Origin of the sequence: Bradyrhizobium sp. 154 (genome assembly GCF_023073875.1) — a bacterium.
Lineage (GTDB): Bacteria > Pseudomonadota > Alphaproteobacteria > Rhizobiales > Xanthobacteraceae > Bradyrhizobium.
Map to the genome: position 1 here is coordinate 45,046 of NZ_JADPKG010000101.1, position 16,058 is coordinate 61,103.

The 16,058-nt window shown below is 64.1% G+C and carries 13 protein-coding genes; 3 read left to right on the forward strand and 10 right to left on the reverse strand.

All coding sequences use genetic code 11. The features are described from left to right. Positions 1-320 precede the first annotated feature (320 nt). The 5 genes from IVA92_RS22925 to IVA92_RS22945 form a co-directional block, all read right to left on the reverse strand. Positions 321-3,506 carry a CusA/CzcA family heavy metal efflux RND transporter gene (locus tag IVA92_RS22925; RefSeq protein WP_247277370.1) on the reverse strand — a complete coding sequence of 1,062 codons (3,186 nt, stop codon included), beginning with the start codon at positions 3,504-3,506 and terminating at the stop codon, positions 321-323. Continuing rightward, positions 3,503-4,942 (reverse strand): efflux RND transporter periplasmic adaptor subunit, encoded by a 1,440-nt coding sequence (locus tag IVA92_RS22930; RefSeq protein WP_247277371.1) that lies wholly within the window; start codon positions 4,940-4,942, stop codon positions 3,503-3,505. The genes IVA92_RS22925 and IVA92_RS22930 overlap by 4 nt, the downstream gene beginning before the upstream one ends. Then, positions 4,939-5,346 (reverse strand): FixH family protein, encoded by a 408-nt coding sequence (locus tag IVA92_RS22935; RefSeq protein ID WP_247277372.1) that lies wholly within the window; start codon positions 5,344-5,346, stop codon positions 4,939-4,941. Before IVA92_RS22935 ends, IVA92_RS22930 begins: the two co-directional genes overlap by 4 nt. Positions 5,347-5,440: 94 nt before the next feature. Continuing rightward, positions 5,441-5,797, reverse strand: a complete 357-nt coding sequence (locus tag IVA92_RS22940; RefSeq protein ID WP_247277373.1) for a hypothetical protein — start codon at positions 5,795-5,797, stop codon at positions 5,441-5,443. A 92-nt stretch (positions 5,798-5,889) separates the two neighbouring features. Continuing rightward, on the reverse strand, positions 5,890-6,387 hold the full coding sequence (locus IVA92_RS22945; RefSeq protein WP_247277374.1) for a DUF411 domain-containing protein: 498 nt from the start codon (positions 6,385-6,387) through the stop codon (positions 5,890-5,892). 338 nt (positions 6,388-6,725) lie between these two features. Between IVA92_RS22945 and IVA92_RS35685 the strand changes: the two genes are divergently transcribed. Both IVA92_RS35685 and IVA92_RS22960 read left to right on the forward strand, forming a co-directional pair. After that, on the forward strand, positions 6,726-7,766 hold the full coding sequence (locus tag IVA92_RS35685) for an AAA family ATPase (protein ID WP_256464964.1): 1,041 nt from the start codon (positions 6,726-6,728) through the stop codon (positions 7,764-7,766). Continuing rightward, positions 7,738-8,319, forward strand: coding sequence for an ImmA/IrrE family metallo-endopeptidase (locus IVA92_RS22960; RefSeq protein WP_247277375.1), 582 nt, complete (start codon positions 7,738-7,740; stop codon positions 8,317-8,319). The genes IVA92_RS35685 and IVA92_RS22960 overlap by 29 nt, the downstream gene beginning before the upstream one ends. 8 nt (positions 8,320-8,327) lie before the next feature. Here the strand turns inward: IVA92_RS22960 and IVA92_RS22965 are convergent, their stop codons facing one another. From IVA92_RS22965 to IVA92_RS22985, 5 genes are all read right to left on the reverse strand, one after another. Then, on the reverse strand, positions 8,328-9,512 hold the full coding sequence (locus IVA92_RS22965) for a Wadjet anti-phage system protein JetD domain-containing protein (protein ID WP_247277376.1): 1,185 nt from the start codon (positions 9,510-9,512) through the stop codon (positions 8,328-8,330). After that, on the reverse strand, positions 9,509-13,009 hold the full coding sequence (locus tag IVA92_RS36095) for an SbcC/MukB-like Walker B domain-containing protein (RefSeq protein WP_247277377.1): 3,501 nt from the start codon (positions 13,007-13,009) through the stop codon (positions 9,509-9,511). Before IVA92_RS36095 ends, IVA92_RS22965 begins: the two co-directional genes overlap by 4 nt. After that, complete coding sequence (locus tag IVA92_RS22975; RefSeq protein ID WP_247277378.1) at positions 13,006-13,647, reverse strand: DUF4194 domain-containing protein; 642 nt, start codon at positions 13,645-13,647, stop codon at positions 13,006-13,008. The genes IVA92_RS36095 and IVA92_RS22975 overlap by 4 nt, the downstream gene beginning before the upstream one ends. Continuing rightward, positions 13,637-15,052 carry a Wadjet anti-phage system protein JetA family protein gene (locus IVA92_RS22980; RefSeq protein WP_247277379.1) on the reverse strand — a complete coding sequence of 472 codons (1,416 nt, stop codon included), beginning with the start codon at positions 15,050-15,052 and terminating at the stop codon, positions 13,637-13,639. The genes IVA92_RS22975 and IVA92_RS22980 overlap by 11 nt, the downstream gene beginning before the upstream one ends. A 67-nt stretch (positions 15,053-15,119) precedes the next feature. Continuing rightward, positions 15,120-15,338 (reverse strand): hypothetical protein, encoded by a 219-nt coding sequence (locus tag IVA92_RS22985; protein ID WP_247277380.1) that lies wholly within the window; start codon positions 15,336-15,338, stop codon positions 15,120-15,122. Between the two features lie 291 nt (positions 15,339-15,629). Between IVA92_RS22985 and IVA92_RS22990 the strand changes: the two genes are divergently transcribed. After that, on the forward strand, positions 15,630-16,058 hold the full coding sequence (locus IVA92_RS22990; protein WP_247277381.1) for a hypothetical protein: 429 nt from the start codon (positions 15,630-15,632) through the stop codon (positions 16,056-16,058).

Genomic DNA, 16,058 nt, shown 5'->3' on the forward strand with positions numbered 1-16,058 from the left:
GGCGTTCCTTCCCCAGACGTTTGCAAGACTTGGCCCCGTCATGTTGCGGTCGGGCTCGAGGGAGTGACATGCTGCACAGGCCCGAAAATCCTGCTCCCCGCGAACTACGCTGTCCTGCTGCGCCCGAGCCGGCGCGGAGACGAGTACAGCAGCGAGAGCCGCAAGTAGAATGCGATGCATCATCAATCTCCTCGGCCCGAGAAGAACAGGTATTTGATCAGCGCGGCCGCGCCCAGCGCGAGCACGACGACGATCAGGACCCAGATCAGCGCCATGCCGCCCATCATTCCAGACATCATCCCGTCTATCATTGGCTCACCTCATTTGGCAGGCTCCGGGATTCGGAGTGTCGTGACGACAGCCTTCGACTTCGCCGGCACTCCCGGTTTGCCCACAGGCGGCAACCGGAAGCCTTTGACCAGGCCGAAGATCGCCGGGATCACGATCAGCGTGAGCAGGGTCGACGAGATCATGCCGCCGATCATCGGCACCGCGATCCGCTGCATGATCTCGGACCCGGTGCCGGTGCTCCACATGATCGGCAGCAGTCCCGCCATGATGGCGACGACGGTCATCATCTTCGGCCGGACGCGCTCGACCGCGCCCTCCATGATGGCCTCGCGGAGATCGGTCCGGCTCAAGGTCCAACCCTCGGCGGCGCGGCGCGCCCTGATCTCGGCAAGCGCCTCGTTGAGGTAGATCAGCATCACCACGCCGGTCTCGGCGGCGACGCCCGCGAGCGCGATGAAGCCGACGGCGACGGCGACCGAAAGGTTGAAACCGAGCCACCACATCAGCCAAAGCCCGCCGACCAGCGCGAACGGCAGCGACAGCATGACGATTATCGTATCGGTCACCGACCTGAAATTCAGGTACAGCAGCAGGAAGATGATGAGCAGCGTCGCCGGCACGACGATCTTCAGGCGGGCCATGGCGCGCTCGAGATATTCGTACTGGCCACTCCAGACCACGTAGTAGCCCGACGGAAACTGGATGCTGGCCTGGACGGCGCGTTGCGCCTCGGCGACGTAGCCGCCGAGATCGCGGTCGCGGATGTCGACGTAGATGTAGGTCGCAAGCTGGGCGTTCTCCGTCCGGATCGACGTCGGGCCGCGCGCGAGTTGAACGGTCGCGACTTCCGCGAGCGGGACGGCGCCGCCGGCGGGCATGGGAACGAGGACGTCGCTTGCGATCTTCTTCGGATTGTCCCGGAGGTCGCGGGGGTAGCGCATGTTGACCGTGAAGCGCTGCCGGCCCTCCACGGTGGTCGTGACCGCCTGACCGCCGAGCGCGGTCGCGATGGTGTCCTGGACGTCCTGGACCATGATGCCATAGCGGGCCAGCGCCGACCGGTCGGGCGTGATCTCCAGGTAGTAGCCCCCGATGGCCCGTTCGGCGTAGGCGGACGATGTTCCGGGCACGTTCCGCAGCACCTGCTCGATCTGCTTGGCGAGCTTGTCGATCTCGACGAGGTCGGTGCCGATCACCTTGACGCCGACAGGAGTGCGAATGCCCGTCGAGAGCATGTCGATGCGCGCCTTGATCGGCATGGTCCAGGCATTGGAGACGCCCGGAAACTGCAGAGCTTTGTCCATCTCGGCGATCAGGCCGTCGATGGTGAGACCCGGCCGCCACTGCTCCTTGGGCTTGAGATTGACCACCGTCTCGAACATCTCGGTCGGCGCCGGATCGGTCGACGTGGAGGCCCGGCCGGCCTTCCCGTAGACCGACGCGACCTCCGGGAAGGAGCGGATGATGCGGTCCTGGGTCTGCATCAGTTCGGCGGCTTTGGTGACGGAGATGCCGGGCAGCGTCGTCGGCATGTAGAGCAGCGTGCCCTCGTCGAGGTTCGGCATGAATTCGGTGCCGAGCTGACGGGCGGGCCAGATCGTGATCGCGAGCGCGGCGAGCGCAAGCAGGATAACCAACGTCTTTGCGCGCAGCACGCCCTTGATGACGGGGCGATAGATCCAGATCAGGAAGCGGTTGATCGGGTTGCGGTGCTCCGGAACGATCCGTCCCCGGACGAAGATCACCATCAACGCAGGCACCAGCGTGACCGAGAGCAGCGCGGCGGCCGCCATCGCAAAGGTCTTGGTGAAGGCGAGCGGGCTGAACAGCCGCCCTTCCTGCGATTCCAGCGTGAAGATCGGCATGAACGATACCGTGATGATCAGCAGGCTGAAGAACAAGGCCGGCCCGACCTGCGAGGCGGCCTCGATCAGGATTGCGATCCGCGACTTGCCCGGCTCCGCGCGCTCGAGGTGCTTGTGGGCGTTCTCGATCATGACGATGGCGGCGTCCACCATGGCGCCGATCGCGATGGCGATGCCGCCGAGGCTCATGATGTTGGAGCCGATGCCGAGCAGCTTCATCGCTCCGAACGCCATCAGCACGCCGACGGGCAGCATCAGGATGGCGACCAGCGCGCTCCGTACGTGCAGCAGGAACACGACGCAGACCAGCGCGACGACGAGGCTCTCCTCGACCAGCGTGTGCTTGAGGGTGTCGATGGCGGCGTAGATCAGGTTCGACCGGTCGTAGACCGGCACGATGTCGACCGACTTCGGCAGGCTGGTCGCGATCTCCTTGAACCGCTTCTTGACGTTCTCGATGACGTCCAGCGCGTTCATCCCGAAACGCTGCAGCACGATGCCGCTCGCGACCTCCCCCTCGCCGTTGAGTTCGGTGATGCCGCGCCGCTCGTCCGGCCCCAGTTCGACCCGGGAGACGTCCCGCAGCAGCACCGGCGTGCCCTTGTCCGTCTTGAGGACGATGTTGCCGAGATCGTCGATGCTTTTCAGGTAGCCCCGGCCCCGGATGACGTATTCGAACTCCGACAGCTCGACCGTCCGCCCGCCGACGTCGGCGTTGCTGGCGCGGATCGCGTCCCGGATCTTCGGCATGGTGATGCCGAGGTCGCGCATCCGCTGCGCGTCGAGGATCACGTTGTACTGCTTGACGAAGCCGCCGACGCTCGCGACCTCTGCGACCCCTTCCGCCTTGGCCAGCGCGAATTTGAGGTTCCAATCCTGGACGGTGCGCGTGTCCGCCAGGTTCAGTTCTTTCGACACCACCGCATACTGGTAGACCCAGCCAACTCCCGTGGCGTCCGGACCGATGGTGGGCGTGACACCCGCGGGAATGCGCGATGTGGCGGCGTTCAGGAATTCAAGCACCCGCGAGCGCGCCCAGTAGATGTCGGTGCCATCCTCGAAGATCACGTAGACGAACGAGACTCCGAAGAAGGAGAAGCCGCGCACCACCTTGGATTTCGGCACGGTGAGCATGGCGGTGGCAAGCGGATAGGTGACCTGGTCCTCGATCACCTGCGGCGCCTGCCCCGGGTATTCGGTGTAGACGATGACCTGGGTATCGGAGAGATCCGGGATCGCGTCGAGCGGGAGGTGGACGAGCGCGTAGATGCCGGCCGCGGCGGCGAAGCCGGTGCCGAACAGCACCAGCAGCAGGTTGCGCGCCGACCAGGCGATGACGCGGGCGATCATGGGCGCGCTCCCGATCCGGTGGCTGGCGCCTCGGGCGGCGGGCCGCTGGACTCGGCAAACCCCTTGAGCGCCGCTTTCAGGTTGCTCTCGGCATCGATCAGGAAGTTGGCCGAGGTCACGACCGCTTCGCCTTCGGACAGGCCATTCGTGATCTCGACGAAGCCGCCGCCGCGCCGGCCGAGCTTCACTTCGCGCGGCTCGAAGCGGCCCTCGCCCTTGTCGACCAAGACGGCCTGGCGGCTTCCGCTGTCGAGCACGGCACTCTCCGCCACCGCCAGCACCGGTCCCGGCGTGCCGGCCTCGATCTCGGCATCGACGTACATCTCCGGCCGCAGCAGTTCGTCGCGATTGGATACCTCGATCCGGATCCGCGCGGTGCGCGTCGCGGCGTTGAGATGGGGATAGATCAACGCCACGGTGCCCTCGAAGCTTTGGCCGGCGAACGCGCGTGGCCTGATGGTCACCTTCGTCCCAACCGCGACCTGCGGCAGATCGCGCTCGGCGACGTCGATCAGGACCCAGACGAGGCGGTGGTCAGCGATCCTGAACAGGACGTCGCCGGGCCCCGCGCGCATGCCGGGCACGGCGTTGCGCTCGAGGATCTCGCCGTCCTGCGGCGCGAGCCACGGGATCGAGAGAGAGATCTCCCGGGTGCGCTCGAGCTCCTTGATGGCCGCTTCCGGAGCAGCAAGATTCTCCAGTCGTCGGCGCGCGCCCTTCAGCTCCTTTCCGGTCGCGCCGGCGTTGAAGGCCGACAGATATTCGGCGGCGGCGCTGGAAAGAGCGGGGCTGTACACGTTCAGAAGCGGCTGGCCCTTGTGGACGTGGTCGCCGGTCGTGACGTTGGCGACGCTCTCGACGAAGCCCTCGAACCGCAGGGCGACGACCGAGACGCGTCTCTCGTCCTCCTGGACAGTGCCTGGAGCGCGGATCAAGGAGGTCACGGGTCTTTTGACGACCGCCTCAGATTTTGCGCCTGTACGCTGTATTTTCCCCGGCGAGAGCTTGATCGATCCGTCGTCGGTGTCCTCGCCTTCGTACACGGGAATGTAGTCCATCCCCATCGAGTCCTTCTTCGGCACCGGCGAGGTGTCCGGCAGGCCCATCGGATTGCGGTAGTATTTGACTTTGCGTTCGGTCTTTGCCGCTGCCCCCTTGGTCTCGGCCGGTTGCTCCTCGGGTTCGTCGAAGCTGACGTCGGCTCCCGCCGGCACGGCGCGCCAGGCGCGCCCATCCGGCGCCTTCTTCGGCCCGAGCGAATAGAACGGCTTCCCATCCGGATCCTGGTAGTAGATCGCCGCGCCGCTCTCGGCCGCCGCAGCGACCGTCATTGGTCCGACGAACGGAGCTGCGCGCGGGATCGCGCCCATGTAAAGCGCGGCGGCGGCCGCTGCGCAAACTGCAGCGGCCGCACCCATCGTGACGGCGCGGGTCATTGCTTCGCCGTGACGACGAGCTTGTTTTCGACCGTGCCGGTCTCGCCCTGCACCTTGGCGCCGAGGGACAATTGCCAGCGGCCCGCCATACTGAAGTTGGCCTTGAACCGGTAGGTCCCGGGCTCCGTCCCCGGCATCGAGGTCACCTTGGTGACCATCTCCTGCATGCCGTCCGGCGCCATGTCGAGCCGGGAGGCGAATATGACCGCGTCGGGCACGGGTTTGCCGGTTTTCTTGTTCACCAGCCGCACCGTCACGACCTTGTCGGGGCCGGTCTGTACCGCCGGCTCGACGAGCTGGAATTCGTAATCCTTGATGTCGGCGAGAGCGGACCGTGGCGCTGCCGTTAGCGAAAGGCCGACCAGCGCGGCGGCTAGCCCGCGCGCAGCAGTGGAGATCTTCATGATGTCTGTTCCTCGAAACGTCTGTTGAGCCGCCGAAGCGGCCTGCGAATGCGCGCGATGGACGCGCGCCAACGTTCCGGCGCCGCAGCGCCGGTCAGACGATCGATCGAGGGGGCTGGTCCGGAGGGGGACGGGTTAGGCCGTCGGCAATCATGTCATCGAGCGGCCGCAGCAGTTCACGCACAGGCTGCCTGATGCTCACTGTCGCCGCCGAAGGTCCAGTCTGGAGCACCTTCAACATGCAGATCGCGATGAGAGGACAGTCCTGGCATTGCTTGTTGTTCTGCTTGTCCGGGCAGCACGCCATGTCATCCGGCATGTCCTGCGCGTCTGCCATCTGCATTGCGCCCATCGAATGCCCCGCCGCCGCCGGCGTCACCAGCGGCGCGACCGCCAGCCCCGCGGTCACAAGGACCGCGAGCAGAAACCTGAGGAGGCGGCGAGCATTCATGGTGTCACAGTCTCACAGGGGCGGAATGCTGGAAAGTGCCCCGGTTCACAAATGCGCGAGCCGGGCGCGTGGTGGTTAACCATCTCAAACGGTCAGCCGATGGCTTCCTTGCCGACGAACCGCATGAACGTCGCACGACCTGCCGATCCGAACAGCACGACGGTGTAAGGCTCAGGGTGTCCACCTTCCATCCCCGGCGACCCTGCAGGCATGCCGGGCACGGCAAGCCCCAGAGCCTTCGGGCGCTCCGTCAGCAACCGCCGCACCGCGGACGCCGGTACGTGTCCCTCAAGGATGTAGCTGTCCACCTCTGCCGTGTGGCACGCGGCCAGATCGGCCGGGACGCCCAGGCGTTTCCGGACGGCCGGAAGGTCGGAAGCATCGTCCACCTGGACCGTGAATCCGGCGTCGCGCAAGTGTTGTACCCAGCCCAAGCAACAGCCGCAGTTCGGATCCTTGTGGACCTTGATCATGGGTTCAGCGGCAACGGCGGGGCGCACCGCCGCTCCAACTGTCGCGCCAGCGATCAGGGCCAGAAAGGATCGTCGCGCAAAGCACGCCTTCTCCGCGCCTCGTTCTCGGTAGCTCATCGGACACCTCTCCGTGAAGAAGTCGAGGGATTGCGGAGGTAATTGTATTCCGCGGATCCCTCGGCCGCCAATCAGCGAACGAAGCCGCGAAACTAGCGGGATTTGGGACTGGGCGTCTATGCCCAAGGGAATCTGCCTGGCGAGCGAGCCGGGGTGCGGGAAATCCCTGCTGGCTAGGGCCGTCGCCCGTTACTGTGGTGATGCTCCCATTGTGATCTCGTCCGTTGCGGATTGGTTCACGAAGGAACGCTCGTATATGGACGACGTGATCCGGGCGATGCGCTTGGATCGTTCGGTCGCTCTCGCGCGAGCCCATGGAATTGGTTTTCTGTTCCTGGATGAGGTTGACGCGGTCCCGGATAGAGCCCCTAGATAGTCGCAACAAGGATTATTGGCTACCTATAGTTGCAGACCTGTTGACCAGGTTCGACGACGGGACTTCGTCGGCCAGGCGGGGCGTGATCCTGATCGGTGCGACCAACAATCCAGAGTCCGTGGACCCCGCCCTGCTGCGCCCCGGCCGCTTCGAACGGATGATCAAGATCGAGCGGGCCGACGCAGCCGGCACGCTGAGCATGCTCAAGTTTCACGTCGCCGGCGCGGTACCTGACGACGAGCTCGATGACATCGCTACGGCCATGGAGCGCTCGACTGGCGCGGAGGTCATGGCGTTCGTCCGCGAAGCTCGCCGGATCGCGCGTCACGCCGGACGCGAGCTGCTCGCGGCGGATCTGCGCGCGGCGCTTCTGAGCTCCGAGCGGCCCCCGCCCGAGATGGACTGGCGCATTTGCGCGCACGAAGCCGGCCATGTCCTGCTCGCGCTGGTTCTCGAATGCGGAGTGCTGCGTCACTGCATCGTCGGGGCGAGGAGCGGGGCGGAGAACCGCACGCTAGTCGAATACGCGTCCTCCCCCGACTTGGCCACGCGGCAAACAGTGGAGGATCGCACCACCATGCTGCTCGGGGGCCGCGCCGCCGAGCGCGTTCTGTTCGGATGCAATTCCGCGGGCGGATCGGGCGACGAGTCCTCGGACGCAGCCATGTCGACGGAAACCGAAAAGAGAAGAACCCTGGGTAGCTTGCGGCCGAGTGTGGTGAAGATCGTGCGCGCCACGGGCGGCGGACCGATCCGTACCATCCTCGAACGGGGGCACAGGAAGCCGACGGGGGTCTTCACGTCGCGCAAGAACCGGCGTGAGTTTCCTTGGGAGGCGATCGACGAGAGACACTTCATGTGGATCTCCGAGGTCGACTACCGGGTGACGTCCTTTCTCGTCCAACCGTTCCGAATGGAATTTCACTTCGCGGACGGCGGCAGGATGGACTACTTCCCGGACATGGAGCGCAGGCTTGGGCCCATTCGAATGTTCGACGAGTGATCTGCGCCGCGCCAGACCCAAGGACAAGTGGGATGCGGTGCCACACGAAGAGCGGATCGAGATCGAAGCGAACGAGTTTTCCGCGGCCTTGGTGGTTCCGATGCCGGAATATCGGGCGGAGCGTTGCAAGCTGAGCAAGGCGTGCGACCTTGAACAAGTGCGCGTACTGGCGCGGAAGTTCGACGTCTCCCTCGAAGTGATGGCCAAGGTCTACGTGACCAGTGCCGACGAACTTGCAGCCATCGTGATATCCAAAGATCGAAAGGTGCAGAGGGTGATACCTGCACCGAATTTCCCCTATCTTGGTCTTCGCGCCGGCGCCCCGATTCCTGAGCTTTCCCTCATTCGCCGTTGGCCAAGCCCGTCCACAATCGGCACCGTTTCGGAATTGAGGGATGTGCCCACTCACGTATGGCTAGAGAAGCGTGGCCGCGTCGAAGCCCTTTACGAGCAAGTTTTCGCGCAGAAGAACGGTTACGCCACGACGCTGCTGACAGTCGACATGAAAGAAGACGACGGCGAAGACGACGACCGCCACTGGAATCGGCGTTAGGGGGTAAGTTAAAGTGCAGCGGGATCGAGCGTCTCTTGCTCCAGGTGGCGCACGTTCGATCCGAATGCCAACCAATCCGCTAGATCGCGAACCGCGCTATCGGACCTCGCTATGGATGCCAAGCTCGGATCCGCGTCTGCCGGCTGGCCGTGCATCTCCGCCAGCTGCCTGGTCATGAGGTGGGGCTCAGGCCCGCGGGACAGGCTCTCTTCGAGGTACCTGAAGATGCGCACGCCGCCGGCATCTACGTCGCCCCAGTGAAGGAACGGCACGTCGGCTGGCACGGCCGCCAGAACCTTCGCTAGAAGCTCGATGACACCAGCCGCCGGGAAGCCGCCGGTGTAAACGACCAGGCTGGCGTCATGGATCTCGCGGACCTGCCGATTGAAGGTCGCGAAATTCTCGATCGTCAGGATGGCTGATGGTCGCTCCAAGACCAACAGCTGCGAGAGCATCTCCGGATGAATCGAGGCGAACGGCTTGGCGCGACCATCGACCTGACGGCCGTCCGCTCCCTCGACGGCGACGGGCCCCTTCAGATGAACAGGATGACTGAAGCGCTCCAGCCCGATGTGCGCCCAGACCACGTCGGCTGCAGCACCCGGCAGTCCGACCCGGACGCCGAGCACGGCGGCGAGCCGCGAGGCATGCCGATCGAAGGCCTTCGTGTCGTTCGTCGCCTTTTGGGAGAAGCTTCGCGCGTCCAGCCCTCGCGCTTCCTGCCGGGAGATGGACGCCAGCAGCGTGAAGAACTCCTTGGCGGCGTCGGCCTGGGCGGCGGTCAGGCGGTAGGCGGCCTCGCTTCGTGCCCATCTCGCCGCCATCTCGTCCAACAAAGTGGCGACCCACGGCTCGCCGGTCGCTGCGACGGGCAGCAATTCCGCCCTGACGCGCTGCGCGGTCGCGAGTGCCGTCGGGCGTCCGAGATGTCTGGCGAGCAATTCCGGGTCTCGAACGCGAACTCTCTCGACCAGATGTCCCCGGTCTCTCTTGCCCCGCTGCACCTCCACTGCGCCGAACCGTTCCGCCGCGGCCATCTGGTCGTGAAAGCGGCCCACCTGCTGCGCGGTCGAAAGTCTGTCGTACTCCGGCGCCGCGGACGGCGGCCGGGTGCGATCCGGATTGCGTTCGCTCCGCTCCAGCAGGCGTTCGAGGAATTCGACCCCGGCGTCCGTCGTACGAACGTCTGTCATTCCGCAGCCTGGTCCTGCGGGACGGCGCCGGCCTTCTCGACCTCAATCAACTCGGCTTTGAATACATCGAAGCCCTTGCGATACGGGTCGGCTGCAACGATCGCCTGGCGAGCCATCTCCGTCGGGTATTCGGTGTCGATCATCACCTGGTTGCCCAAGCGGTTCACGTTGACGACCGTGTCGACCACTTCCATGAACACGTGCCGCTTCTCGTCCGGAGTAGCGAGCATGACCTGGAGACCCAGGTCCCGCATGAATTCAGAGCACTGGCCGATTGCCTTGGTATCCAGACGATTGAAGGCCTCGTCGAAGATGGCGAGCGAGAGCCCGCTCTCGCCGGTGCGACGGTTTTGGTAGGTCGCGGCCAGCGAGGCGCCGATGGCGATGTAGAACGGCAACTGACCTTCGCCGCCGGATCCCGTACCGGCGCGGCTCGTCAAAGACGAGCGGATCTTGCCCTCGGCGTCCTGGATGTAGAGCTCGAAGTTGAAATACTTGCGGGGATCCTCGATCTCCTCGGTCCGCGCCTCCGGGTTCGACAGGATCTCCTCGATCTGTCGCACGGCGCGCATCATCGGTGAGCTCGCATCCTCGCTGCGGTCACCGAAAAGCGGCAGATTGAACTCGGGCTTTCTGGATTCCTCGACGAGCTCGATCATGTCGACGTGGGTTGGGGCCTCCAGCGCCTTGAACGAGTAGTAGTCGCGCCCGTGGAACTGGCGATCCTTTAGGTGGCGGTTGAGCTCGTTCAGGGTGGACTTGATGCCGGTAAAGGCGTCGTCGAGCCGATGGAGAAGGTCGTCCCGGAATGCCGAGGTCATCTCCGTCGCAGCGTTGCGACACTGCTCCTCGTACTGAACCAACTCATGCGCATCCAAGCGGTCCTTTTCAGCGGTCGCCCACTGCTCGACGACCGACGGCGTCGCCTCCTCGGCGGTGAACGGCGGCACGACATGGAATTCCTGGCCGTGCTTGTTCATCGCACCGGTCATTTCGCGCATCAGAGTAGAGCGCCGGTTGGTAGAACGGTTTTCCCGGTCCGCCGTTAGCCCGGCAATTCGGTCCGACAGGGATTCAGTGGCCATTCCGGTCACCTTTGATCGGTAGTCGCCCATGTCCCTCGATTGCGGGAATTCGTCCAGCAACTGTCGCGCGCGGGTGCGACGAGCCCCCGCCAAGACGCCACGGTTGTTCTTCATGTAATCTTCATACGCGCCCTCGGCCCGGTCTCTCGCGCTGTGGGCCCGGGTCGACGCATCCTGCGTCTCAGTCTTGAGCCGATTTGCCGTCTTGACCTCGGCGGCGAGGCGCTCCAGATCGGAGACGAGCTTGGGATCGCGATTCCGCTTGGCATCTTCGATATTTTTCCCGATTTCCGCCAGCTTGCGATCGAAAGCAGCCAGTTCCTCGCCGGCTCCGGTGCAGGTCAGGCCGGCGCCGCGGATCGCCTGAAACTGCCCGAACATGGCTTCGAACAAGCGCGCTTCGTCCTCCGAGCGACGGACATCTCCCGCCGATTCCGCAAGCTGCCGGAGCAATTGCTGCCGTTCGGCCTGAAGCTGTTGACGCATCTGCTCCTGCGTGGCGTGCCCGAGCTTAAGATACTGAGGCTTCTGCAGTCGCCGGACCGTCCGCCCGCCCTGGACCATGAGATCTGGCGTGATGGCGTTCTCGGCCGCAGCCATCCTATCCATGGTCTCGACCATCATCAGGCGGCCAATCCGATAGTTGAGGAATGCCCGGGCGTGACGGTTTTCCGTACTGATGATCTGTGCGAGAGAGCCCTTTTCAGCCGGCCTGGTGTTGTCGGTCTTGGTCGTGTTGATGACCTCCGCATCCCTGAAGGAGTGCTCTCCACCCTCCCGGAATATCTCCAAGGCGCGTACCGCCCTTGTGGGCTCGACGATCAATGCTTCCCGGGAGCGACCCAGAAAGGCCTCAGCTGCCATCCGCCACTTGTCGTCGCGTATCTCGACCAGCTCGCACAGTGGGGTCGCCTCGATACCGTGCGAAGCCAGTTGCCTGATGAGGTCCCGAGTGCCGCCTTCGATGGGGCTCAACCCTTGATCCATCCGCTTCAGGTTACTGTCGATCAGTTCGATGCGATCCTGCAGAGCCTTGGTCGCCACTCGCGCGTGAAAATGCGCGTCCGAAAACGTCTTTCGCGCTGCCTCGAGCCGCTCCTGGTCGACAGCCGCAAGAGCCGCATCCAGATGGGAAGCGCTATCCTTCCAGTTCTCGGGAAGCGGTTTGTCCCACTCGGAAAGTGGAGCCCTTCCCCTCGCAACGGCCACTGCACTCAGCAGCGCGTGCAAGAAGTCGTCACGGTGAACCAACAGATTGAGATCGACGGCCTTCCTGATCGAAGCGATGAGAACTTCGATCTCCTTGACTGGCACCATCGCGTTGGCGCGCTGGCTAAGGGTTGCGGTCTTGTCGGACTCGTACATCTGGGCCAACTGCTCGCCGTCGCTGGTCCTGATCGAGAGTTCGACGGTCTTGTGCTCAGCATCAAGGGTGGCATGTCTGGCTGCGGCCGCGACCGCGTCGACCTCAGCTCTGCTCGCGGCGCTCCGGAGTTGCGCGATGACCTCTTCCTGCCTCCTGGCCTCCCGCCGAAACTTCTCCCACTCAAGCCGCGCGATCTGCCAGCCCGTTACCGCAATGACCCTTTCGTTTTCGACCGCCCGCGCGACGATACGGAGGATCCCGGCCAAGCTGGCGCTTTGTGCCTTCAATTCTTCGATACGGCGGGTCAACGTGCGCCAATGTTCGATACCGCGGCGAAGCCTATCGACCTGAAGAGGCTGGACGTCGAGGACGTAGTTTCGGACGAAGTCGGTAGGATTGTCCACTGGCTTCAGCAGCAGGGCATTCCGAAAGGCCTTCTGAAAGCGCCTGGGATCGAGAGGGAAGCCCGCGGGCGACAGCGCCCTGAGCGCTTCAGCCACGAAGTCGGTCGCGCTCGAGAACGCGTCGTCAACCTCGACGTTGCGGGCGCGCAAGGCATTGCGGACTGCATGCCACTGCAGCGTCTCGACCTCGTCATCGCCGACAGGACTCAGGATGTCGTCCTTCGTCAGCGCAGCTTTTGCGATGAAGCGCGCCTCGCAGGCCTCGTCGCTTCTCGTGGCCGAGGCCGAAAAGGCCACACCCAAGCTCACGGCCGAACCGTCGCCCAGGTCCTCGAACAGAAGGATGATGTAGGTGTAGGCGTGCTGGCGCGTCGGCTCCGACCGCTCGCCCTTCTCATCGAGCGAGACCACGCCGAGGCAGTAATCTCGCAGCGTCCGCTTGCTCCTGACGTTGCTCTGGGCGCTCGGGTTGAAGCGGATGCTGGCCATGCTCGCGCCGGAGAGCACGGTCTGCACGGCGTCGATGATCGCTGATTTGCCGGCGCCGTTTGGACCGATGATGGCGGTCATGCCACGCATATCAACCTGCTGCGCCCGAAACAGGTACCAGTCGACCAGGATGATGCGCCGGAGCTCGATCACGCCTGGACCTCGCTCGCGCCGTCTGTCTTTGCCGTCGCTGCGGCCGATCGCGACACGAACTCTTCAAGGGAGCCGAGCGTGTCCTTGGAGACCACAATCGGCAACGCGGGCCGCAGGAAGAGGGTGAAGTTTCTGTCATCCCGATCTTCGATCCGCACGAGCCCGCGCTGCCTGAAGCCGGCCAGGATCTCCTTTACCCGCCCGAAGTTGGGGCGCTCGCGATGGGTCCGGTCCTCGTAGATCTGCAGGATCTGCTCGCTCTCGACCTCCACCTCGCCGAATTCCTTAGCTTCGAACCGAGTGAAGGCCTCCTCGTAATGGAGTCGCAGCACCAGCAGGAGCAGGCTCTCGTCGAGCCTCATGCTCTGACGGGGCGGCAGTTCGTTCGCCACCAGACCGATGTATCCATCGTTCGGCCTGCCCACGACCCGGTAGCCGAGCGCGTCGAACAAATTCTCGAAGTAACCCGTGTAGCGGCGGAGTACCTCGTAGGAGGTCTTCATGCCCCAATCGTTCTCGTAGATGAACTGAGCACGCCAGAGCGACTGCGCGGCCTGGCGCAGTTCCTTTTGCAGCCGCTCGCCGTCGCCGCCCTCGCTATCCTCATCGTCGATGAGCTTGGAAAGATCACGCAGCATTGACCGAAGTCCTCGTTCTCTCGATCCGGAAGGAGGTCACGTCGATCCAGTCGTTCGCGCTACGCCCTTCTTCGAGCGTGATCGTGAATTCACCCAAGCGCACTGAGCGACCGACCGCGGCCAAGTTCGGAATAGCTCGGTAGGCAAACAGGTCCGCAATGCTCCGAATCTCGATCTCGGCGGCTGACACGGCATCGCGGTCTCGCATCTGTTGGCGGGCGAACTCGAGCAGCTTTTGGTCGGAAACTCGCACCATCCGATCGAAGTCAGTGGTGGCCTGAACATAGGCGCGCAGATAAGGATCCTGCTTCGGCACCTTGAAGCGCGTCCGCTCCGGCGGAGCTTTCGGCGGGGGCGGGGTGTACAGCGCAAGCGATGTGATCGGCAGAGCGACATCCGGCGATCTCAAACGGATCTCCACCTCGTCGCTGTCGATCTTCGAAAGCTGCTCGATCAGCCGAACGATCCGCTCGGCGGAGCCTTCCCCCATGATGTCCATGTAGTGGACGGTGGTGCGGATGCGTCGCTCGAGGCGATCCCTGAAGTCCTCGATCTTGTCCATGAAGGGGCCGACGTCCTCGAACACGCTCTTGATCTTCTCGAGCTCCGCGATGACGCGCTCCTCGGCCGTGGCGATCGTGGCGCCGGCCGGCATGACGCCCTGCTCGATGTAGGCGCGCGCGATTTTACGAAGACGCTCGGCGTCGGCGAGCATGTCTCCCGCGAGAGACGCGATCGTCCGACGATGTCGGTAAGGGTTATTCGACGTCTTCAGCTGCTTGTAGTCGGCGATCAGCAGCCCATCGACGAAGTCCTGGAAGAACGTGCGAAGGATGGCCGCCGCGTTGGGATTGCCCAGAATGCGGTCTTCGATCTCGCGCATCCCGGCCAAGATGCGGCGCATGCTGCGGGCGAACCGCGCCGCCGTCTCGTGGGCGTTAGCGAGACCCTGAGCCATGGTCTCCGGCTCCCGGAACGCAGCCTCAAGGTTGTTCTTCACGTCCACCACGGCGCCGGCGACACGCACGCGGCTGTTACCGAAATCGACGATCGCACCCAGGACCATGAAGGCGTCAGGGTTCATGTCGACGTAGGTGCGCCACTTCTCAGTCTCTTCCGTGAGCCAGCCGGTGTCGCGCAATCGATAGTAGGCGAGATAGTGGGCCTGGCTGGTGGTCTGATCCTCTTCCGGATCACCCTCGGAGAGATCCCCCATCGACCCGATGCCGAACTCCGAAAGTCCGATCTCGATCTGTTTCACGACCTCTTCCTTGAGCGGCGTCTCAAGGATGCGGGCCGAGTAGACCCGCTCATAAAGTCGCATCAAAAGGCGGGCATAGACGTGCTTTTTCGGCCCCGACAAAGGCTTGAACAGTGTCTCCGGAAGGTAACCAAACAGCTTCATCCCTCGGTCCCCAGGCGGCGAATTGAACCGCGGCGACTACGCAACCGCAAGGAAAAACGGAGATCTTTCAGGGCGTTCTCTTCGCTTTTCTCCGCTTAAGGTATTCCCGGGCCGCCTGCTCCATCACGTCCCAGGCCGCCCGGTGCTCGTCTATCGCCACCTGCTTGATGTCGGCGATGACGTCCTTGTCCATCATCGCGAGGAATGTCACGCGGTCGCCGATCGGCGTCCTCTTGCCCCGTTTTGGCGCCCTTTTTTCCCGACCATTCATCCGCCCGCTGCGCATTAAGCCTCCGCTAACCATAAGGCCGGAGCAGCCGTGGCGCCAGGGAAGGCGGCCAGTCTTATATAAGAAGTGCGATCCTTCTTATATAAGAATAACGCGCTAACCGCTTGACTCGAGCTGACCTTCCTACTCAATATGTTCTTGTTTCGTTCTCCTGTTGAGTGCTGGCGTCGTGATGTCGAGCGTGCTGCAGGATTGGAGGCCGGGGCTGATCGAGGCCCATTCCGACCTCTTCCGCCCGCCGGTGGGCGTCCCTGAGGGGGCAGAGCGCTGCCCCGAGTGCGGCCCCGGATGGCGCGACCTCATCGACCGGTGCTGCATCCGGATCAGGGCGGCGGTCGCAACCGAGGACGGCACCTTCAAATTCACGCAGATCAGGAGAAGTACGCGAGCATTCGCCTGTACTGGAACGGTCGCCTCTCTCCGGAAGCGACCTCCCGCGTCGAGGAGGCGATCGACCTGGCCGAGGCCCGCAGCGCCTGCACTCGCGAGATTTGTGGCGAGGCAGGCGTCCTCCGGACGGGCGGGTGGCTGACGACCCGCTGCGACCTGCACGCTGAGGGGCGCGCGCCCGCCGAAGTCCGCCCCGGCTTCGAGAATATCCACATCGTCCGCTACGGCCTGGGCGCGCAGCGGCGGATCACGTGCCGCCGCTACGACCGGGAGAATGACGCCTTCGTGGACGTCGATCCCGCCACCCTCGGAATCGCGGAGGACTGA